At 63.1% G+C, this 19,575-nt stretch carries 19 protein-coding genes; 4 read left to right on the top strand and 15 right to left on the bottom strand.

From position 1 onward, the window contains the following. Positions 1-399: 399 nt before the first annotated feature. Together BLR13_RS33095 and BLR13_RS33090 are read left to right on the top strand one after the other, a co-directional pair. On the top strand, positions 400-1,431 hold the full coding sequence (locus BLR13_RS33095; RefSeq protein WP_074814768.1) for a fatty acid desaturase: 1,032 nt from the start codon (positions 400-402) through the stop codon (positions 1,429-1,431). Between the two features lie 417 nt (positions 1,432-1,848). Beyond that, on the top strand, positions 1,849-2,130 hold the full coding sequence (locus tag BLR13_RS33090) for a DUF3551 domain-containing protein (protein WP_074814770.1): 282 nt from the start codon (positions 1,849-1,851) through the stop codon (positions 2,128-2,130). Between the two features lie 15 nt (positions 2,131-2,145). Here the strand turns inward: BLR13_RS33090 and cbbX are convergent, their stop codons facing one another. The 7 genes from cbbX to BLR13_RS33055 are packed head-to-tail and all read right to left on the bottom strand — an operon-like array spanning position 2,146 to position 10,110. After that, positions 2,146-3,081 carry a CbbX protein gene (gene cbbX / locus BLR13_RS33085; protein ID WP_074814774.1) on the bottom strand — a complete coding sequence of 312 codons (936 nt, stop codon included), beginning with the start codon at positions 3,079-3,081 and terminating at the stop codon, positions 2,146-2,148. Next, positions 3,078-3,503 carry a ribulose bisphosphate carboxylase small subunit gene (locus BLR13_RS33080; RefSeq protein ID WP_074814777.1) on the bottom strand — a complete coding sequence of 142 codons (426 nt, stop codon included), beginning with the start codon at positions 3,501-3,503 and terminating at the stop codon, positions 3,078-3,080. Before BLR13_RS33080 ends, cbbX begins: the two co-directional genes overlap by 4 nt. A gap of 11 nt (positions 3,504-3,514) precedes the next feature. Next, the gene (locus BLR13_RS33075) at positions 3,515-4,975 is read right to left on the bottom strand and encodes a form I ribulose bisphosphate carboxylase large subunit (protein WP_074814780.1); all 1,461 of its coding nucleotides are present in this window, start codon (positions 4,973-4,975) and stop codon (positions 3,515-3,517) included. Between the two features lie 57 nt (positions 4,976-5,032). After that, the gene (gene fba, locus BLR13_RS33070) at positions 5,033-6,118 is read right to left on the bottom strand and encodes a class II fructose-bisphosphate aldolase (RefSeq protein WP_074830813.1); all 1,086 of its coding nucleotides are present in this window, start codon (positions 6,116-6,118) and stop codon (positions 5,033-5,035) included. Positions 6,119-6,147: 29 nt separating this feature from the next. Continuing rightward, positions 6,148-8,184, bottom strand: coding sequence for a transketolase (tkt, locus tag BLR13_RS33065; protein WP_074814782.1), 2,037 nt, complete (start codon positions 8,182-8,184; stop codon positions 6,148-6,150). Continuing rightward, complete coding sequence (locus BLR13_RS33060; RefSeq protein WP_074830815.1) at positions 8,181-9,056, bottom strand: phosphoribulokinase; 876 nt, start codon at positions 9,054-9,056, stop codon at positions 8,181-8,183. The genes tkt and BLR13_RS33060 overlap by 4 nt, the downstream gene beginning before the upstream one ends. A gap of 16 nt (positions 9,057-9,072) precedes the next feature. Continuing rightward, positions 9,073-10,110, bottom strand: a complete 1,038-nt coding sequence (locus BLR13_RS33055; RefSeq protein ID WP_074814784.1) for a class 1 fructose-bisphosphatase — start codon at positions 10,108-10,110, stop codon at positions 9,073-9,075. Positions 10,111-10,260: 150 nt separating this feature from the next. Here BLR13_RS33055 and BLR13_RS33050 point away from each other — a divergent pair, with 150 nt between their 5' ends. Further along, positions 10,261-11,232 carry a LysR family transcriptional regulator gene (locus BLR13_RS33050; RefSeq protein WP_074830817.1) on the top strand — a complete coding sequence of 324 codons (972 nt, stop codon included), beginning with the start codon at positions 10,261-10,263 and terminating at the stop codon, positions 11,230-11,232. Between the two features lie 71 nt (positions 11,233-11,303). Here the strand turns inward: BLR13_RS33050 and BLR13_RS33045 are convergent, their stop codons facing one another. From BLR13_RS33045 to BLR13_RS33020, 6 genes are all read right to left on the bottom strand, one after another. Beyond that, positions 11,304-12,263 carry a LysR family transcriptional regulator gene (locus tag BLR13_RS33045; protein WP_074814786.1) on the bottom strand — a complete coding sequence of 320 codons (960 nt, stop codon included), beginning with the start codon at positions 12,261-12,263 and terminating at the stop codon, positions 11,304-11,306. A 117-nt stretch (positions 12,264-12,380) separates the two neighbouring features. Next, positions 12,381-12,620: a hypothetical protein gene (locus BLR13_RS33040; protein WP_143039578.1), complete on the bottom strand. Its 240-nt coding sequence runs from the start codon at positions 12,618-12,620 to the stop codon at positions 12,381-12,383. 50 nt (positions 12,621-12,670) lie between these two features. Beyond that, on the bottom strand, positions 12,671-13,588 hold the full coding sequence (locus BLR13_RS33035) for a pirin family protein (protein ID WP_197679496.1): 918 nt from the start codon (positions 13,586-13,588) through the stop codon (positions 12,671-12,673). Further along, positions 13,585-13,983, bottom strand: a complete 399-nt coding sequence (locus BLR13_RS33030; RefSeq protein WP_091977669.1) for a DoxX family protein — start codon at positions 13,981-13,983, stop codon at positions 13,585-13,587. Before BLR13_RS33030 ends, BLR13_RS33035 begins: the two co-directional genes overlap by 4 nt. A 638-nt stretch (positions 13,984-14,621) precedes the next feature. After that, positions 14,622-15,695, bottom strand: a complete 1,074-nt coding sequence (locus BLR13_RS33025) for an alkene reductase (protein ID WP_074830819.1) — start codon at positions 15,693-15,695, stop codon at positions 14,622-14,624. Positions 15,696-15,814: 119 nt separating this feature from the next. After that, positions 15,815-16,099 carry an autotransporter outer membrane beta-barrel domain-containing protein gene (locus BLR13_RS33020; RefSeq protein WP_074814795.1) on the bottom strand — a complete coding sequence of 95 codons (285 nt, stop codon included), beginning with the start codon at positions 16,097-16,099 and terminating at the stop codon, positions 15,815-15,817. 239 nt (positions 16,100-16,338) lie between these two features. Here BLR13_RS33020 and BLR13_RS33015 point away from each other — a divergent pair, with 239 nt between their 5' ends. Continuing rightward, a complete protein-coding gene (locus BLR13_RS33015) occupies positions 16,339-18,258 on the top strand; it encodes an adenylate/guanylate cyclase domain-containing protein (protein WP_079587419.1) in 1,920 nt (639 codons plus the stop codon). 390 nt (positions 18,259-18,648) lie between these two features. On the opposite strand, the gene BLR13_RS33010 is transcribed toward BLR13_RS33015, so the two are convergent. Both BLR13_RS33010 and BLR13_RS33005 read right to left on the bottom strand, forming a co-directional pair. Next, positions 18,649-19,017, bottom strand: coding sequence for a DUF427 domain-containing protein (locus BLR13_RS33010; RefSeq protein WP_074814800.1), 369 nt, complete (start codon positions 19,015-19,017; stop codon positions 18,649-18,651). 111 nt (positions 19,018-19,128) lie between these two features. Then, the gene (locus BLR13_RS33005) at positions 19,129-19,563 is read right to left on the bottom strand and encodes a GlcG/HbpS family heme-binding protein (protein WP_074814803.1); all 435 of its coding nucleotides are present in this window, start codon (positions 19,561-19,563) and stop codon (positions 19,129-19,131) included. Positions 19,564-19,575: the final 12 nt, after the last annotated feature.

Below are 19,575 nucleotides of genomic sequence, written 5' to 3'. Positions count from 1 at the left end.
CGGGATATAGCAAGGAACCGGGATCGCCTGCCATCGACAGGGACGGCCGATGCTCGATCCTCCGCCGATAACAGCCGTCCGACTTCGTGGCCCGCGACATCGCGACACAGCGACCGAATTATCTCATAATTAATTGATATATCTCATTTTTTTATAAATTTTTAGTGACCCGCCGCTGTGCAAAAACGCACAGTCTGTCGCACCCATCTTTGCTACGGTCGAGACTCGCTAGCTGTGCCTGAATCGGGTAAGGGAACCCTGCCTTGCGCTGGCAGCACCCGAACAGATGGTGCAGCTCCAGTTCGGAGCGACAACAAAGCGCAATGCCGTCCGGCCCGGTGGGTCGGCCTGACGGCAGTGAGGCAAACCCAAGCTCAAATCTCGTCAGGTGTCTTCCGAATGGATCAACAAGTGACCTACGCCCTCGGCGCGCCCGCTTCCCGCGCGCTGGCTCATGCGCTGTCCGGCTACCGCGAGCCGAGTTCCACGCGCAGCACCTTCGAGATCGCGATCACGGCGATACCGTTCGTCCTGATCTGGGTCCTGATGTGGGCCGGGCTCGCGGAAGGCTACTGGATCTGTCTGGTGCTGGCGCTTCCGGCCGCGGGCTTTCTGGTGCGTCTGTTCATGATCCAGCACGATTGCGGCCACGGCTCGTTCTTTCGCCATCGCATGGCGAACGACTGGGTCGGACGCGTCATCGGCGTGCTGACATTGACGCCCTACGATGTCTGGCGGCGCGCGCACACCCTGCACCACGCCGGCGCGGGCAATCTCGACCGCCGCGGCATTGGCGACATCGACACGCTGACGGTGTCGGAATATCGCGCGCTCTCCAGGCGAGGCCGGATGTTCTACCGCCTGTACCGGCATCCGGTCGTGATGTTCGGTCTCGGGCCCGCCTATGTGTTCATCCTGCAGCAGCGATTGCCGACCGGCGGCATGCGCGCCAGTTGGCAGGCCTGGCTCAGCGCGATGGCCACGAATGCCGCGATCGCGGTGCTGGTGGCCGCCATGATCTGGCTGGTCGGCATCGGCCTGTTCCTGCTGGTGCAGTTGCCGATCACGCTGCTCGCCGCCTCGATCGGCGTCTGGCTGTTCTACGTCCAGCATCAGTTCGAGGATACGTTCTGGGAGCGCGGCGAGAGCTGGAACGTTCACGAAGCGGGCCTGCACGGCAGCTCGCATTACGACCTGCCCGGCGTGCTGCGCTGGTTCACCGCCAATATCGGCGTGCACCATGTCCACCATCTGTGCAGCCGAATCCCCTATTATCGCCTGCCGCAGGTGCTGCGCGATCATCCGCAGCTCGTCGAGCTCGGACGGCTCACGCTGCTGCGAAGCCTCGGCTGCGTGCGTCAGGTGCTGTGGGACGAGCGGCAGCGCAAGCTGATCTCGTTCCGCGAGATGCGCGCGCTGGCAGCGAGCTAGCGAACTCGTTCATGTTGCCGACAGCCGTGGCTCACGCAGCATACGGCCGAACGGCCTCATCCGCTCGCCGGCCCATGCGTGGCGTCAGCGATCCTGCCTGCGCCCGGCCGGATCGCGAATCAGTGTCCTGTTAATCAGCCGACCGACAAGGCCAGAAAACTTACCGCTCCCAATAACGCGACCCACACCAGGAATAGGTCCACCTGCATAATGTTCTCCCGATTTCTGCTGAACAGTCTTGCATAAAGCGGGCCAAGCCCGATGGCGCGGCGAACCGCTGTTTCGCGAGCCTTTCGGCAACGGATCAGCCAGCCGTGACTGGCATTTTGTCACGCCCCGCCTATGTTCTGACCACGCGCGCGCCGCCAACACGCGGGGCCGGCGGAAATCAGCGGTCTTAGTTGGGAGGACATCGGCATGGAACGGCAACAGCGCGGCACGCGCGCACTGGCCTTGGCTGCTCTGGCGATCGCAACCGTCTCGCTCGTCGGACCAGCACGGGCTCAGACCTACGATCCGAACTACCCGGTTTGCCTCCAGATCTACCAGGGCGGCATGACCGATTACTATTTCGAATGCGGCTACACATCGATTCCGCAGTGCCAGGCGTCGGCCTCGGGCCGCGCGGCCCAGTGCGTGGTCAACCCCTACTACAAGGGCAAGGCTGCGACGCGCAAAAAGCGGGCGCGCACGTATTGAGAATAGCCGGCGCCATTACCCCGCCAAACCCTTCGCAAACACCCGGCTCGCGAGCACGTCCGACGCCTCCAGCGACATGATGTCGGAGGCCGTCAGCACCCGGTCGAGATCGGCGACGAGGCGGTTGGCCTGACGCAGCCGCATCCGATCCAGCGCGTTGCGGATCGAACGGGCGTTGGAGAACAGCGGCTGGGTCTTGCGCAACGCGATGTAGCGGACGAACGCCGCGCGGGCGTCGGCGCTGAATTTGTAGTTCATATCCCCCAGCATCAGTTCGGCGATGGCGAGCAATTCATCGTCGGCATAATCGGGGAAATCGATGTGGTGGGCGATCCGCGAGCGGAAGCCGGGATTGCTGCCGAAGAACTTGTCCATGCGGTCGCCATAGCCGGCCAAGATCACCACCAGATCCTCGCGTTGCGATTCCATCACCTGCAGCAGGATCTCGATCGCCTCCTGGCCGTAGTCGCGCTCGTTGTCGGGCCGGTGCAGGTAATAAGCCTCGTCGATGAACAGCACGCCGCCCATCGCCTTCTTCAATATTTCCTTCGTCTTCGGCGCGGTATGGCCGATATATTGCCCGACCAGTTCATCGCGCGTCACCGACACCACCTGGCCGCGGCGCACGAAACCGAGCTTGTGCAGAATGCTGGCGATCCGCAGCGCCACCGTGGTTTTGCCGGTGCCGGGATTGCCGGTGAACGACATATGGAGCGTCGGCACGTCAGAGGTCAGCCCCATCCGCTTGCGGAGGCGCTCGATCAGCAGCAGCGAGGCAATTTCGCGGATCCGGGTCTTGACCGGTTTCAGCCCGATCAATTCGCGATCGAGCTGATCGAGCACCTCGCCGATCCCGACCTCGTTGAACTCGCGGCGCAGGTCAACCTGCGCGGCCGGCGAACTTTCGCCGGCCTCCGGGGCGACGACGGAGGGAACGGCCGACGCGCTCATTTGCCACCGTAGCGAGCGCCCTCGGGACGGTCGACCGCGTAGGATTTCGTGGTGTAGCGGATGTTGCGGCCCTCGACCTCCTGCCGTTCAAGCCGGAAGCCGGGTTCGTCCTTCGGACGGTTGACGATGAACGACATCCGCACCGACTCCCAGCCAGGGCTGGAGTCGAACGCCGACATCCGGATGTAGCTGTCGCCATAGACCTTGCGGCATTCGGTGAGCTCCATCATGACGCCGGCGGCATCGCGCAGGTCGAACATCGGCAGCCCCCACATTTCCCAGAAGGTGTTGCGGGGATGCGGATCGTCGGTGAATTCGATGTTCACCGCCCAGCCCTTGCTTAGACAATATTGGACCTGCGCCGATATCTGTGCGTCGGTGAGATCGGGCAGGAACGAAAAACAGCCTTGGGTAACGCGCATGGTCCTGCTCCTTACATCGAGACGCTGGCGGTGGGGGCGTAGTCGGGCATGTCGGTCGATTCGTAATTGAAGGTGACGTCCTTCCAGACCTCGAGCGCGGCTTTCAATGGCGTGCAGGTCTGCGCCGCCCTGGCGAGGATTTCCGGTCCCTCATGCAGGTAGTCGCGGCCTTCGTTGCGGGCCAGGATCATCGCTTCCAGCGCGACGCGGTTGGCGGTGGCGCCGGCCTGGATGCCCATGGGGTGGCCGATGGTGCCGCCGCCGAATTGCAGCACGACGTCTTCTCCCAAATGATCGAGCAACTGATGCATCTGGCCGGCGTGAATGCCGCCGGACGCCACCGGCATCATCTTGTTGAGGCTCGCCCAGTGCTGGTCGAAGAACACGCCGTGTTCGAGCCGCGCCGGGTTATAATCCTCGCGGCAGATATCGTAATAGCCGCGCGTGGTCGCGGGATCGCCCTCCAGCTTGCCGACCACCGTGCCGGCATGGATGTGATCGACACCGGCGAGCCGCATCCATTTCGCGATCACCCGGAACGAGACGCCGTGATTGCGCTGCCTTGTATAGGTCGAGTGCCCTGCCCGGTGCAGGTGCAGGATCATGTCGTTGCGGCGCGCCCATTTCGCCATCGACTGGATCGCGGTGTAGCCGATCACCAGATCGATCATGATGATGACCGAGCCGAGCTGTTTGGCGAACTCCGCGCGCTCGTACATGTCCTCCATGGTGCCAGCGGTGACGTTGAGATAGGTGCCCTTGATCTCGCCGGTGGCCGCCTGCGCCTTGTTGACCGCCTCCATGCAATAGAGGAAGCGCTCGCGCCAGTGCATGAAGGGCTGCGAGTTGATGTTCTCGTCGTCCTTGGTGAAGTCGAGCCCACCCTTCAGCGCCTCATAGACGACGCGGCCGTAGTTGCGACCGGACAGTCCCAGTTTTGGCTTCACGGTGGCGCCTAGCAGCGGCCGGCCGAACTTGTCCATCCGCTCGCGTTCGACCACGATGCCGGTCGCCGGCCCCTGGAAGGTCTTCACATAGGCCACCGGCAGCCGCATGTCCTCGAGCCGCAGCGCCTTCAGCGGCTTGAACCCGAACACGTTGCCGATGATCGAGGCCGAGAGGTTGGCGATCGAACCGTTCTCGAACAAATCGAGGTCATAGGCGATGTAGGCGAAGTACTGCCCCGGCGAGTTCGGCACCGGATCGACGCGGTAGCATTTGGCGCGGTATTTCTCCGCAGCGGTTAGGCGATCGGTCCACACCACCGTCCAGGTCGCGGTCGAGGATTCGCCGGCGACCGCCGCCGAGGCCTCGATCGGATCGACGCCGTCCTGCGGCGTCACCCGGAACAGCGCGATGATGTCGGTGTCCTTGGGCTCATAGTCCGGCTCCCAATAGCCCATCTTCTTGTATTCCATCACGCCGGACTTGTAGCGATCCTTGCCGCGGACGGTCATCGAGATCTCGTTCATGCTGCTCTCCTCTGGTTCAGTTGGCGGCGCGGCTTAGGTGATCGAAAATGTCCCATCTCACTCGGCGGCATCGGCCATCGATCCGATCCGGGGATCGAGGCTGCCGCTGCGGTAGCGTTTCGCCATTTCGGCGAGCGGCAGCACCTTGATCTTCGCGGCATGGCCCGCGGTGCCGAACTGCTCGAAACGCTCGCGGCACAGCTCGCGCATCGCGTCCAACGCCGGTTTGAGGAATTTGCGCGGATCGAATTCGCTCTTCGTCTGCGTAGCGACCTTGCGGAAGGCCGCGGTCATCGCCAGCCGGCAGTCGGTGTCGATGTTGACCTTGCGAACGCCGTGCCTGATGCCGCGGGCGATCTCCTCGACCGGCACGCCCCAGGTCTGCGGCATCTCGCCGCCGAACGCGTTGAACATGTCCTGCAGCGGCTGCGGCACCGAGGACGAGCCGTGCATCACCAGATGGGTGTTCGGCAGCCGGCGATGGATTTCCTCCACCACGTTCATCGCCAGAATATCGCCATCCGGCTTGCGCGAGAACTTGTAGGCGCCGTGCGAGGTACCCATCGCGATCGCCAGCGCATCCACCCGGGTGGCGCGGACGAAATCGACCGCCTGGTCCGGATCGGTCAGGAGCTGGTCGTGGCTGACCTTGCCCTCGACGCCGTGTCCGTCTTCCTGTTCGCCGCCGCCATGTTCGAGCGAGCCGAGCACGCCGAGCTCGCCTTCCACCGAAGCGCCGATCCAGTGCGCCATCTCGACCACGCGGCGGGTGATCTCGACATTGTAATCGTAATCCGCCGCGGTCTTGGCGTCGGCCTTCAGCGAACCGTCCATCATGACCGAGGTAAAGCCGTGCTGGAGCGCCGTGGCGCAGGTCGATTCCTCGTTGCCGTGGTCCTGGTGCATGCAGAGCGGGATCTGCGGGTACATCTCCTCCAGCGCGTCGATCATCTTCGCCAGCATGATGTCGTGGGCGTAGGAGCGCGCGCCGCGCGAGGCCTGGATGATGACGGGCGCGTCGACCGACGCCGCCGCGTCCATGATCGCCAGCCCCTGCTCCATATTGTTGATGTTGAACGCCGGCACGCCGTAGCCGTGCTCGGCCGCGTGATCCAGCAACTGCCTCAGGGTAATGCGTGCCATCGGTGCCTCCCGGTTCTCCAGAAAATTGATCAACCCGCTGCCGCCATGCGCGATCGCGCGATGGCTTGCAGCGCCTTGGTGGCGACCGCCTCGGCGGTGATGCCGAATTCGCGGTACAGCACGTCGGCCGGTGCCGACGCGCCGAAGCCGGTCATGCCGACGAATTCGCCGCTGTCGCCGAGCCAGCGCGCCCATTCGCCTTCGACCGCCGCCTCGACGCCGATCCGTGGCGCGCGTCCCAGCACATCGGCCCGGTATTCGCGGGATTGCCGGCGGAACAATTCGAAACATGGCGCCGAGACCACGGCCGCACGGACGTTGTCTGCCGCCAGCAGTTTTGCGGCCCTTAGCGCCAGCGACACTTCGGAGCCGGTTGCAATCAGCGTGACGTCGCGACCGCCCACCGGCTCGACCACGACGTAGGCGCCCAACGCCACCCGGTTGGTATCATCAGCTGCGTTACGAAATGCCGGCAACGCCTGCCGCGACAGGCACAGCACCGACGGGCCGGTTTTGGCGCGCAATGCGCAATCCCAGGCCTCCGCTGTCTCGATGGCGTCGCCGGGGCGAAACACCAAAAGGTTCGGGATCGCCCGCAACGCGGCGAGGTGTTCGACCGGCTGATGCGTCGGACCGTCTTCGCCGAGACCGATGGAATCATGCGTCATCACATGGATGACGCGCACGCCCATCAGCGCGGCAAGCCGGATGGCGGGACGGCTGTAATCGGCAAAGGTGAGGAAGGTGCCGCCATAGGGGATGAAGCCGCCGTGCAACGCGATGCCGTTCATCGCCGCGGCCATGGCGTGCTCGCGGACGCCATAATGGACATAGCTTCCCGCGAACGCGCCGGAACCGACCGCCTGATGCGTCTTCGCTTTGGTCAGATTCGAATGCGTGAGGTCAGCCGAGCCGCCGAGCAGGTTCGGCAGCGCCTCCGCAATCGTGTCGATCACGAGCTGCGAAGCCTGCCTTGTCGCGATATTTGGCTGGTCGCTGCCAAAACGGCCGCGTATCCGCGCCATCGCATCGACATAGCCGCAGGGCAGATTCCGGTTCAGCGCATCATGAAACGCCGAACGCTCTCCCGATTGGGGCCGCCGGGTCCGCTCGATCCAGGCCCGGCGGGCGTCATGGCCGCGTGCGCCGGCTTCGCGCCACGCGTCACGCACGGCCTGCGGCACCTCGAACGGCGCGTACGGCCAGTTCAGGACGTGGCGGGTTTTCTCGATCTCCTCTGGCCCGAGCGGGGCGCCATGCGCCTTTTCCGTGCCCTGGCGGTTCGGCGCGCCGAAGCCGATCATCGTGCGGCAGGCGATCAGCGACGGGCGATCGTTGTGCCGGGCCTGCTCGATCGCCGCAGTGATGGCTGTGGGATCATGGCCATCGATCCGGCAGGCCGACCAGCCCGACGCCCTGAAGCGCAGAAGCTGGTCGTCCGAGCACGACAGCGACGTCGCGCCGTCGATCGAGATTTCGTTGTCGTCGAACAGCACGATCAGCCGGTTGAGCTTGAGGTGCCCGGCCAGCGAAATCGCTTCGTGGCTGAGGCCTTCCATCAGGCAGCCGTCGCCGGCAATGACGTAAGTAAAGTGATCGACAAAGTCATTGCCGAACCGGGCATTCATCAGCCGTTCGGCGAGTGCCATGCCGACCGCGGTGGCGATGCCCTGCCCCAGCGGCCCCGTCGTGGTCTCGACACCCGGTGTATGCCCGTATTCGGGATGGCCCGGGGTCTTGGATCCCCATTGCCGGAATGCCCTGAGCTCATCCAGCGTCATGCCTTCGTAACCGGTCAGATGCAGCAGCGCATACAACAGCATCGAGCCATGGCCGGCCGACAGCACGAACCGGTCGCGGTCGGGCCAGGCAGGATCTGCCGGATCGAACTTGAGGAAGCGCGTGAACAGCACAGTGGCGACATCGGCCATGCCCATCGGCATGCCCGGATGCCCGGACTTGGCTTTTTCGACCGCGTCGATCGCCAGAAAGCGGATCGTGTTGGCCATGTCCGCATGCGAAATCTCGGGGCGGCTGGCAATACAGGCGAGAGCTGGAGCGTTCATATCGTACGCCTCTTGCGTTCCATGAGTTGGAGGATCAGCGGGGTGAGGATGAGCTGCATCGCGAGATCCAGCTTCGATCCGTGGATCACGATCGAATTGGCGCGCGACATGAAGCTGTTCGGGATCATCGACAGCAGATAGGGAAAGTCGATGCCGCGCGGATTCCTCAGCCGGATCACCACCATCGATTCATCCGGCGTCGGGATCCAGCGCGCGATGAAGGGGTTCGAGGTGTCGACCGTCGGCACGCGCTGGAAGTTGATGTCGGTCTCGGCGAATTGCGGACAGATGTAGTTCACATAGTCAGGCATCCGCCGCAGGATGGTGTCGGTGACGGCCTCCTGGGTGTAGCCGCGATCCTTGCGGTCGCGATGCAGCTTCTGGATCCACTCCAGATTGATGACGGGAACAACGCCGATCTTGAGGTCGGCATGCTCGGCGATATTGACCTTGTCGGTCACCACAGCGCCGTGCAGGCCTTCGTAAAACAGCAGGTCGGACTTTTCCGGCAGCGGGCCCCACTCGGTGAAGGTGCCGGGCTCCGCGCCATATAATTTGGCTTCGTCCTCGTCGTGAACGTAGTGACGGGTGGTGCCGGTGCCGGACTCGCCGTAGTCGCGGAAGGCTTTCTCCAGTTCCTCGAACAGGTTGGTTTCCGGACTGAAGTGGCTGAAGGTCTTGTTGCCCTTCTCACCTTCCTCCTGCATCCGCGTGCGCATCTCGGCGCGGTTGTAGCGATGAAACGCATCGCCCTCGATATAGGCGGCGGCGACCTTCTCGCGACGGAAGATGTTCTCGAACGTCCGCTTCACCGAGGTGGTGCCGGCGCCCGACGAACCCGTGATCGATATGATGGGATAACTGCGCGACATCTGCTCTATCCCCGGCTCAGCGAAACAGGCCGCGGCGCGCAAACAGCGGCGCGTCGCTATTGTCGAACATCGGCTCGATGCCTTCGTGGATGGCGGCGACGTCGCGGACGCCGCGCACCGAGCCCATGATCAGCGGCACGCGCTGGTGCGGCGTTCGCGCCGAGAGTTCGAGGATGCGCCGGCGGCCGGTGGTCGCGGAACCTCCCGCCCACTCCATCACCAGTGCCATCGGGTGCGCTTCGTACAGAAGACGCAGCCGTCCTTCGCGGTAGCCGGGGCGTGCGTCGGCCGGATACAGGAACACGCCGCCGCGGACGAGAATGCGAAGCGATTCCGCGACCAGCGAGCCGATCCAGCGCATGTTGAAATCGGCGCCGCCGTTGCCGCTGGTACCGGCAAGGCATTCGTCGATATAGGACCGCACCGGCCCATGCCAGTGCCGCCGGTTCGAGGCGTTGATGGCGAATTCCGGCGTGTTGGGCGCAATCCTGACGCCTGGCGCGACCAGCAGGAATTCACGCCCGCGCCGGTCGAGAATGAAGATATCGACGCACCCATTGTGCGCCAGCACCAGCGTGGTCTGCGGACCGTAGACCACGAAGCCCGCGGCGCATTGCGCCGTGCCGGGCTCGAAGAAGGTGGAAACCACATCGTTGCCGCGCGGACGGATCGAGAAGATGGTGCCGACCGAGATGTTGTTCTCGAGGTTGGCGGAGCCATCGAGCGGATCGATCGCGACGCAGAGCGGCGCTGCGGCGTCGAGGATTTCGGGCAATTCCGCCTCTTCGGACAGAATGGCGGCGACGGGGGTTGCGACCAGTGCGCGGCGCATCATCCTGTCGGCGGCGAGATCGATGTCCTTTTGCGCATCGCCGTCGGCATTCACGCCGCTGAGGCGGCCGGTGATGCCGGCCAGCGGGCCGTCGGCAATCAGGTCGGCAAGGTCGATCGAAGCGGCGGCAATCGCCGCGATCACGGCGGCGACCGCGGCACCCTCAGGCGTTTCCGCCCCCGGGCGATCGAGATGCGAACGCAGCGTCACGCGTTCATCCATGGCCGTTCCCCTGTCGCTGCCCTCTGCGGGGCCATTTCAAAGCGGCGTGCCGTCCGGCCGTCCGCGCCCCAACAACACCCCAGTTTGCCAAATTAGTGAAATTTTCTTATCTTTGGCCGTGGCAAAGTTTTACTTATAGAGATGGAGACGATGGCGAGCCGGTTTCTGCGGGAATTGACCCTTCGCCAGCTGCGCGCGCTGGCCGCCGTTCACCGCGATCGCTCGGTGACGGCGGCAGCGAAAAAACTGCATCTGACGCAGCCGGCGGTGACGCTGCAGATCCGCAATCTGCAGGCGCTGGCGGGCCTGCCGCTGATTCAGCGCACCAGCGACGGCATGCTGCTGACCGACGCCGGGCGCGAAGTGCTCGCGCTTTCCGAGCGTATCGAGGCCGCGATCGCCGACTGCGAAACCTCGCTGGAAATGATGGCGGGCAAGACCGCCGGCCGGATCTCGATCGGCGCCGTCAGCACCTCGAAATATTTCGTGCCGTTCATGATCTCGGGATTTTCAAAACTCTACCCGAAGGTCGACGTTTCGCTCTTCATCGGCAACCGGCAGGAGATCGGCACCGCGCTGCGCGGTTACGACCTCGACTTCGCCATCATGGGCCGCCCGCCTGCCGACATCGACATGGATGTCCGCCTGATCGGCGACCATCCCCATGTCATCATTGCGCCGACCAGCCATCGGCTGGCGCGAAAATCCCGCCTCGCCCTGAGCGATCTTGCCGATGAAACCTTTCTGATGCGCGAACCCGGCTCGGGCACCCGTGGCCTGATGGAACAACTGTTCGAGACCGCGCGCGTCCGCCCGAATATCGGCATGGCGATGAGCAGCAACGAGACCATCAAGCAGGCGGTCATCGCCGGGCTCGGCATCGCCTTCATCTCCGCGCACACGGTGGCGACCGAACTCGACGAACGGCGGCTGGTGACGCTGGACGTGGCGGGCCTGCCCGTTGTCAGGCAATGGTTCGTGCTCTCGCGCAAGGACAAGGTGCTGCTGCCGCCGGCCCGCGCGATGCTGGAATTCCTCGCCGCGCGCGGCGCCCAGTTCCTGCCGAGAACCCATGGCCGAGTGCGCATCACCCGGCCCTCGGTGCGCGGCAAACGCGCTTGAGGTAGCCCAACTCTTTGCGGCAAACGCGCGGCCGTATCCGTCGCTTCTCGTGGTGGGACACGGGCGGCCGGCTAAGTCTTCGCAGACCGTTTCGCCTTCTTCCGGGTGACCGGCGGTTTCGGCACCTTGCCGGTATCCACCGGAAATTGCTTCAGCCGATCGACAAACCATCGGCCGGCGGGTCCAGGCGGTGACTTGGTCTGCCACACCGCCGACATCGGCAGCATCAAGCCATCCGGCGGCACGTCCTCGATCGGCAGCACGGCAAGGCGCCCCTCTTCCAAATCCTTGCGCACGGCATGCAGCGGCATTCCGCCCCAACCCAGACCCTTCAGCAAAAAATGATGCTTGGCGAACAGGTCCGCAAGCCGCCAGGTCGAAGACGACATGACGCCGAATTCGCGTCCCGAAGATAGCTCGGACCTGTCGGTGAGAACGATCTGCGTATGCTTTGCAAGCGCCTCCTTAGGGATCTTGCCTCGGTAGGAAGCCAGTGCATGATCGCGGGCGGCAACCATGAGAAACGCGATGCCGGGCAACCGCTCATAGGCCAGCGTATCCGGAATCACCGGGAGCGATCCGATGACGCCGATGCTGCAACGGCCGTCGAGCACGGGCTGAATGGCTCCCCCGAGCGCCTCGACATAGATGCGGAGCGCCACGCCCGGATAGTTCTGCCGAAACTCCTTGGCCACCTGGGTAATCGCGTCGATCGGATAGAAGACGTCGATCACCACGGACAATTCCGGCTCCAGACCATCAGACATGCCCTTTGCGCGGGCCTTCAGCAGGTCGACCCCGGCGATGATGCTGCGCGCATCGCCTAGCACGGCCGATCCAGCTGCGGTGAGTTTGGGGTAGCGGCCGGCGCGGTCGAACAACTGCACGCCGATCTGTTCCTCAAGCTTGCTGATCGTCTCGCTGACAACGGACTGCGCACGCAACAACTTGCGGGAGGCGGCGGAAAAGCTTCCTTCATCGACCGCAGCGATGAACGTGCGCAATTGATCGAGAGAGACAGCGTCGAGCATGGAACCTACCTATCGACCAGACCGATACTAAAGCCCTGATGCTACTGCCCGACTGGCGGTCATATCAACCATCGACGTCGCGCCCTCGTCTCGCGAGCCCCTCTGGCGGCCTCGGGCTCAGAGCGCCCACTGGTCCTCCTGGTCGCTCCGATCGCTATTGTTCAGGCGCCGGGCGATCTCCTCGCTCATCGCGGGATCGCTGGCGACGGCGATCGTGAGGCCTTGCTGGGTGACGATCTCGCGGCCCCTGGCCTCGACCGGAAAATGTTCCGATCGGAGCGGCAGGCGTCGATCGGACCTCCACGGCCGGGCGCTGGCCATCCGTTGCAAAAGCTGAACTCCATCTGATCCAAACATTGGTTTGCTCCATTAGCTTAAGTCTTCAATCAGGCTGATCGCCCCGATCCTCAGCGTCTTGCGCGTCCCAGGACACCCTGGTTGTGCAGCCGCCGGCCGATATCGGCGATGTTGCTCTCCCCGGTGCGCAGGGATTCCGCGTTGGTATGCACGGAGTAGTGGCCGGTCACCAGGTCGTAAGGATGCTTGACCGCAGAGCCGAGGATGAAGCCGGCATCGGAGAGCGCTTCAAACGCGATCGCCTGATCGCCCTCCTCGAACACGGCGACTTCGCCCGTCGATATCTGCTCCGGCGTCCTCACGATTCCCTGGTGCAACGCGATCCAGGCGACGTCGTGCCCCTTGGTCGGGCGGAACGTCCAGCGCTCTCCGGCCTTGAGCCGCACATCGAGGTAAGTGATGCCCTGAGGCGAGGCGACAATGCTTTTCACGCCATCGTATTCGCCTGCGATAACCCTCGCAGGGCCGGCAAAATGGAAGTCGGAAGCGCCGAGATATTGGCTTTGGGGTTCGGCAAGCTCGAGCTCGGGCGGCATCGCGACCCAGAGCTGAAAGCCCTTGATCCGCTCCGTGCCGAACATTCCGCCGGTATGCCAGACGCCACTGCCGGCGCGCATCCATTCAACTCCGCCGGTCTCGATGACGCCTTCGCGGCCGGTGGTCTCCTTGTAGAAGGCCTGCCCGGCCAGAATGACGGTGAGCGTGGCAATTCCCGAATGGGGATGAAATCCGAATTTGGGTGCGGTCGCCGGATCGGCGTCGAAGTAGTCGAGAAAGACGAACGGCTTGATCCGTTCACCAACGTCGCCCGGACTGACCAGTCGGGTAAGGCCCCCATGCGAGTGTCCACGCGAGCGCAGGGCAATCTGCCGGGAAGTCGCTTCAGCACGGTTCGGACGCGTGAACACTGCATCGGTCTTCATTTTCGTTCTCCTGAGGTTTGGCTGTCTCTGAACTTCAAAGCTCAACCCTTGACCCGGTGAAGCAAGGCAGCGAGTTCATCGCGCCGCAGGTAGACAACCAGCGCGTTGAGCAATCCCAGGACGATCGCCGGGACCGGACTGGTGTGCAGGACGAACAGATGGGTTGCCACGGCGCCGACCATGGTGCCGCCGAGCCACAGGGCGGCGAGCGAAGCCAGGCCGGGAACAAGCAGCGCGACGGCGCCGGCCACTTCGACGACGCCGGTCACGACGCGAAACCACTGACCGAGTCCGATCTGCTCGAACAAGTCGACCATGAAGGGAACGCCGGCCAGCTTGGCGGCGCCGGCCGCAAGAAACGCCGCCGCGATGATGCCCTGCAACGTCCAGGCGCCGATACGACGGGTGGGACGAGATGATTGGATAGAAACTGCACTCATGTTGGTCTCCATTGGGTTGAGGTTAACAGTGAGGAGAACCTAGGAGGCAGGCTGTCCCTGCAACAGCCGATTTATTCAGATGATATCTATCTGTTTTACCGATATGTCGGCGACGCGGCCCGGCCGAAGCGATGGATGATTTCCGTACGGCCGTGCGCGAGAGACTCGTCGGTGGCGCGATGTCGCACGGTGCGCATGCTTGCTCGGACGTAATCCGCCTTGGGTGATCACGATGGTTGGTCGACCCTTGGGCGTGGGCGGAGTGAGCCCAATCGTGATGCCGGTTTTCGACCCGTCGATCGCTTCGACGCGCCGTTGCAAGTCTTCGGCAAGCACGCCGCGGAGGGCTTGGGCGGCCGGCCGCCAAGGCGAGCTGCAGGAAAGCTTCGGCATAGAAGTTCATACGCAGGATGGTCCAGGCCGGCGCCGTGGCGACAAGACGCTGTTCGCCCCGCAGCAGGAGGCGCCGCGCACCGGCTCCTCCTCCTGCCGCGCGCGCGCCCACGGCCGACATGAAGACGATATGCTTGACGCCCGCCTTCCCGGCCGCGTCGGTGGCAGCGACGTTCTGTGCGCCGCGCCACGCAGGCACGTGGCGCGACTTGCGTCGCTGCCACGCTTGCGCTGGTGCGGGCGCCCTACGCGGCCGTGGCCGCCTCAAGCGCGGGATAGTCGGTGTAGCCCTGTGCGGCGCCGCCAAAGAAGCTGGCGCGATCCGCTTCGTTCAGCGGCGCACCGGTCTTCACCCGGGCGACGAAATCCGGGTTGGCAAGGACCAGCTGGCCGTAGGCTTCCAGATCGGCCAGCCCCGAAGCCAGGTCGGCGCCGATCCGGTCGCGCGCACGACCGGGCCGGTTCACGATCAGCGCTTGCTTCCACAGTGCGCGGATGTCGCCCACCAGTTTCTCGTCGCCGGCATGCAGGACGTGAAGGTAGGCAAGGCCAAGCTTGCCGAGTTCAGCGACCAGATAGCGATAGAGGTCCGGGCCTTCCGCGCCTTCGTCGATCCCGTTCATGGTCAGGCCGGGGGACAGGCGGATCGCCGTCCGGTCCGCGCCGATCTCCCCGGCAACCGCGCGGACCACCTCGATGGCGAAGCGGGCACGGTTCGCGATCGAGCCGCCATATTCATCGCTGCGCGCGTTGGCGCTCGGGGCGAAGAACTGCTGGATGAGATAGGAATTTGCGCCGTGAATCTCGACACCATCGGCGCCGGCCTCGATGGCGGCGCGCGCCGCATGGCGGAAGTCGGCGACGGTCCGGCGCACTTCCTCGTTCGCCAGCGCGCGCGGCGCGGGAATGTCCTTCATTCCCGTGGCGGTGAACATCTGCGCCCCCGGCGCGATCGCGGAGGGTGCGACGGCTTGGCGATGATGCGGCGTATTGTCGGGGTGCGACATGCGTCCGGCGTGCATGATCTGGATGAAGATGCGGCCGCCTTTGTCATGCACGGCGGCGGACACCTTCTTCCAGCCTGCGACATGCGCCGGGCTGTAGATGCCGGGCGTCGCGAGGTAGCCCTGGCCGTCATCGGAAGGCTGGGTGCCTTCGGTGACGATCAGGCCGACGCTGGCGCGCTGGGCATAATATTCGACGGCCAGTTCTCCCGGCGTGCCGTCCAACTTGGCGCGGCTGCGGGTCATCGGGGCCATGACCAGACGGTTTGGCAGCGTGTAGCGTCCGACACGGACGGGCGTGAATGAATGGTTCATAGCGTTCTCCTCGATTGGATGCATAAGGAAAAGCTAGGAATTGCCGTGTCGTCGGATAAGTCAGTTTATTCAGATGCGATCCATCGGCACAACAGATACAGCGTCGGTGGATTCGGTTGTCATTTCGAGCGATCCGGATTGAAGTCCTGCGCCCATGCAAGACGGCCGCGCATAGTGAGAATGCCATTCGTCATCGCAAGAGACTTGTCGGTGCGGAGGCCGAGTTCAGTCCGCGTGTCGATCACGCTTATCGCGGCGTCAAAAAGAGCAAAGGCGCCAGCGTCGGAAACCACGCTTTCGGCATCAGCCGGCAGATCGAAGGTGGTGAACTGGCCGGCCGCGTGGGGCGTGATACCGACGCCGTTCAGCCAAGGCGTGACGAACGGTAGCCGCTTTCGACGCACCTCGAATACGCATTGACGCTAAACTCGGCGCACAGCCTTGCTCACTTCGGCCCGACGCGCAACGCAGGTATCGAAGCAACTCTTCAATCCCCGGTAGCCGGCCCAAATCCAATCTGGGGCGGTGGAATTCAGTTCGCAGATGTGAGTTCCGGGGATTGACGAAATGCCAAAAGACGCTTTTGCTATCCGCATTTCGGCGGGCGCGCAGGTTATATTGATAATCGATAGAGGGCGCCTCGATGGCAATCGAGTTGGTCACCGCGCGGACGGCCCCGACGGCAATTGAGCCAGTCGCCGCGCAGCGTAGGCGATTGATGGCCGTGATGTTGGCCGATGTCGTCGGCTACAGCCGCATGATGAGCCGTAGCGAGGACGAGACGCATGCGCGCTTCGCGGGCCATGCGCGTGAATTGATCGACCCGACAGTCGACAAATATAACGGACATCTCGTGCGTAGCATGGGCGACGGCTTGCTGGTCGAGTTTTCGAGCGCGGTCGACGCGGTACGCTGCGCGCTCGATATCCAGCGCGGACTTGCCGCGCGTCAGGTGAATGAGAAGGAGAAGGACCGCATCCGGCTCCGGATCGGGATCAACACGGGCGACGTCCTGGTCGATCAGCGCGACCTTTACGGAAATAGCGTCAATATCGCGGCTCGGCTCGAGGCCCTGGCGTCGCCGGGAACGGTATGCGTCAGCCAGAGCATCTACGACCAGACGCGCGCTCTTCCCCAGTTCTTTTTCGCGGACCGCGGTGAACGCCGTGTAAAAAATATCCCGTACCCGGTCCACGTCTACGAGGTCGCGTATGAACGGATACGCGTCTCTTTCCTCCACTGGATCGCTGCCCGCTGGAGCGGAATGGCGATAACCGCCAGCATCGGGGCGATCGCTGTCGCCTCGATCGCGTCAGTGCTGATGTTTCGCGAGTTGCATGGAACGGTTGCCAGGACGAACCGGATCGTCGTGTTGCCGTTCAAGAACTTCGACGGAAACAGGGGAGATGGCTATCTGGCCGACGCGATCACCGACGATTTGACGAACGAGCTTTCCCGGCTGCAACGCGCCTGGGTGATCTCCTCCGGCACCGCCTTCACCTACAAGGACAAGCAGAACGACCCCCGCCAGATCGGCCGCGAGCTGCGGGTCCGCTACGCTCTCGAAGGCAGCGTCAGGCGCACGGGACCGCTCGTCCAGGTGAATGCGCAGCTGATCGACACCGAAAGCGGCACCAACCTTTGGGCCAATTCCTTCGCATATGAAACCGGCAGCCTGCTTGATCTGCAGGACAAACTGATGAGCCGCATCGCCGCTTCGCTGAATGATGAGGTGATTAGAACTGGGGTGCGACACGAGGTCGGCACGCTGGCCGCGGATCACAATCCATTGGATGAGAGGATGAGAGCAATGGCGGCAAATACCGGCTTTCAGACGGCCGAAAAATCCCTCGAAGCACGCCGGCATGCGGAGGCCGGCCTCATGGCAGATCCGGACAATGCGCGCCTGTTGGGTCTAATCGCCACAAAGCTGACTTCGGATGTCCTCAATGGCTGGAATGACGCAGGCAACGCCGAGGTGGAACGTGCGGATGCGGCCGCCAGAAAAGCGATAGGCCTCGACCCTAATGTGCAGTCTGCGCATTTTGCTCTTGGGTGGGTCCATCGGTTGCGCGGCAACCATCAAGCCGCGCTCGACGCCTTCAGGCAGGCGATCAAGATCAATCCCAACTTCGCATCCGCCTATGCCCAGGCCGGCAATGAAATGGTGTTTCTCGGCGATCCCAAGGGCGCGATTGCGCTCGCCGAAAAGGCTTGTGAGCTCAGCCCCAAGGATATGTCGTACACGGTATTCCTGTGGGTCAAAGGACGCGCTTATTTCGCTATCGGTGATTACGAGAAGGCGGCCGAAGCTCTTGGGGCATCGGTCCGGGCGCGGCCGAACCTCTGGTTTACCCACGCCTGGCTGATTGCAGCCCTTGCCCTGACCAATCGAAATGCGGAAGCGAAACAGGCGATCGATGAATTCAAAGAAGCACACAATTCGCGATCAGATCTCGCTTCGATCACCAAATACTACAGCGAAGACCAATACCAGAATCCCACGGCGCAAAAGGCTGTGGCTCAGCTGCTGAGCGGCCTGCGGAAGGCCGGCGTGAACTAAAAGGACCGTCGTCACCTCGGCCCAACGCGCAGCGCGGCGGGCTACGCGCCCAGGAAACCTGAGTGCGGCCGTCCAGCGAACGCGATCGCAGAACATCGTGGGAAGGCGCAGGAAATCGTGGAGTGGAGCGGGTGAAGCGCGCCGACTCGAATTATCCGATCGGATTTTCGATTGCATACCATAAGCTTAGACGCGCAGCCAGTTTTTGTGTTGGACGCTTTGTTGGACGTTTCATTGGACGCAGTTGGGCCCGACGAACCATTGTTTATCGCTTAGCTGAAGAGGTCGAGATCGGCCTCTGGTCTTGAAGAGTGTATTGAATGCTTCGAGGACAAGCGTCTGTTCCTTTCTTCCATCGACGCCATCTCTTATGCTCCTTCCTCTCGCCGGTTAACTTATCTCGTCGACCCGGTCCGGGTAGAAGGCGACATAATCCTTGATCTGCATCATCGCTTCAAATGGAGCCTCATAAGTCCACACCGCGTTGCGTGAACGATCACCGCCAGCAGGAATGCTGTAGTAGGAAGCGTCGCCTTTGTAGGGGCAATACGAAGTGTGTTCGCTGCGCATAAGCGCGGCCATATCGATGTCCCGACGGGGAATATACTGAACGGGGGGATACGACGCCTCGCGAAGTGTCAACGCAGCGCTTGTGTCGGCGATGATTTTTCCGCCGACCTTGACCACGATGCGAGACGGGTTCGCTTCGATCGAAATCGGGTGGTCCGGCCCCGGAATCTTCACTGGCTTGTCAGTCATGACTCGTCTCCGTGTTGGCAGGTGCAGGTGGTCACTATCGCGCTCTCCGAAGGTGTGCTCATAGCGCTTGTTCTTCCGGACGGCTGTGAATCATCATGATCTGAGCTCCAATTATTCGGCTCGCATCGCATCGGGCACGAGCGCAAGGGCTGCTTTCGCGCAATCGACGTCGTGCTGCACCGGAGCCCCGCTCACCCCGATTGCCCCGACGACTTCTCCGCCCGCCTTGATAGGAAAACCTCCTCCGTACGCTGCCACACGCGCAAGCGTGGGGATCCCAGCCAGAAGCGACGGGTCGCGCTGGATAAAGTTGAAAAAGTCCTGGGTGGAGACGCCGAACAGAGCTGTGTACGCCTTGTTCTGCGCAATCTCGATGGAAAGGATCGGGGCCCCATCCATCCGGCTAAAGGCCTTGAGATTGCCGCCGTCATCGAGAATCGCGATGTTCTCGGCGACCCCCATTTGTCTGGCTTTTGCCACCGCTTGATCGATCATCTTCTGTGCCAGCTCGGAAGAAATGCTGTGCTTCGTCACCACGTTGCCCATCGGGCTCCTCCC

It is taken from the genome of Bradyrhizobium ottawaense (assembly GCF_900099825.1).
GTDB lineage: Bacteria > Pseudomonadota > Alphaproteobacteria > Rhizobiales > Xanthobacteraceae > Bradyrhizobium > Bradyrhizobium ottawaense_A.
The sequence above is the reverse complement of the archived record's forward strand: the minus strand, read 5'-3'. Positions and strand labels throughout refer to the sequence as shown.

Coding starts and splice junctions, on each gene's coding strand:
- BLR13_RS33030 (WP_091977669.1), bottom strand. CDS start 13,983: ATGAGTGCAGTTTCTATCCAATCATCTCGTCCCACCCGTCGTATCGGC.
- BLR13_RS33055 (WP_074814784.1), bottom strand. CDS start 10,110: ATGGATGAACGCGTGACGCTGCGTTCGCATCTCGATCGCCCGGGGGCG.
- BLR13_RS33015 (WP_079587419.1), top strand. CDS start 16,339: ATGGCAATCGAGTTGGTCACCGCGCGGACGGCCCCGACGGCAATTGAG.
- BLR13_RS33040 (WP_143039578.1), bottom strand. CDS start 12,620: ATGTTTGGATCAGATGGAGTTCAGCTTTTGCAACGGATGGCCAGCGCC.
- BLR13_RS33060 (WP_074830815.1), bottom strand. CDS start 9,056: ATGTCGCGCAGTTATCCCATCATATCGATCACGGGTTCGTCGGGCGCC.
- BLR13_RS33090 (WP_074814770.1), top strand. CDS start 1,849: ATGGAACGGCAACAGCGCGGCACGCGCGCACTGGCCTTGGCTGCTCTG.
- fba (WP_074830813.1), bottom strand. CDS start 6,118: ATGGCACGCATTACCCTGAGGCAGTTGCTGGATCACGCGGCCGAGCAC.
- BLR13_RS33025 (WP_074830819.1), bottom strand. CDS start 15,695: ATGAACCATTCATTCACGCCCGTCCGTGTCGGACGCTACACGCTGCCA.
- BLR13_RS33045 (WP_074814786.1), bottom strand. CDS start 12,263: ATGCTCGACGCTGTCTCTCTCGATCAATTGCGCACGTTCATCGCTGCG.
- cbbX (WP_074814774.1), bottom strand. CDS start 3,081: ATGAGCGCGTCGGCCGTTCCCTCCGTCGTCGCCCCGGAGGCCGGCGAA.
- BLR13_RS33080 (WP_074814777.1), bottom strand. CDS start 3,503: ATGCGCGTTACCCAAGGCTGTTTTTCGTTCCTGCCCGATCTCACCGAC.
- BLR13_RS33095 (WP_074814768.1), top strand. CDS start 400: ATGGATCAACAAGTGACCTACGCCCTCGGCGCGCCCGCTTCCCGCGCG.
- tkt (WP_074814782.1), bottom strand. CDS start 8,184: ATGAACGCTCCAGCTCTCGCCTGTATTGCCAGCCGCCCCGAGATTTCG.
- BLR13_RS33010 (WP_074814800.1), bottom strand. CDS start 19,017: ATGACTGACAAGCCAGTGAAGATTCCGGGGCCGGACCACCCGATTTCG.
- BLR13_RS33050 (WP_074830817.1), top strand. CDS start 10,261: ATGGCGAGCCGGTTTCTGCGGGAATTGACCCTTCGCCAGCTGCGCGCG.
- BLR13_RS33075 (WP_074814780.1), bottom strand. CDS start 4,975: ATGAACGAGATCTCGATGACCGTCCGCGGCAAGGATCGCTACAAGTCC.
- BLR13_RS33005 (WP_074814803.1), bottom strand. CDS start 19,563: ATGGGCAACGTGGTGACGAAGCACAGCATTTCTTCCGAGCTGGCACAG.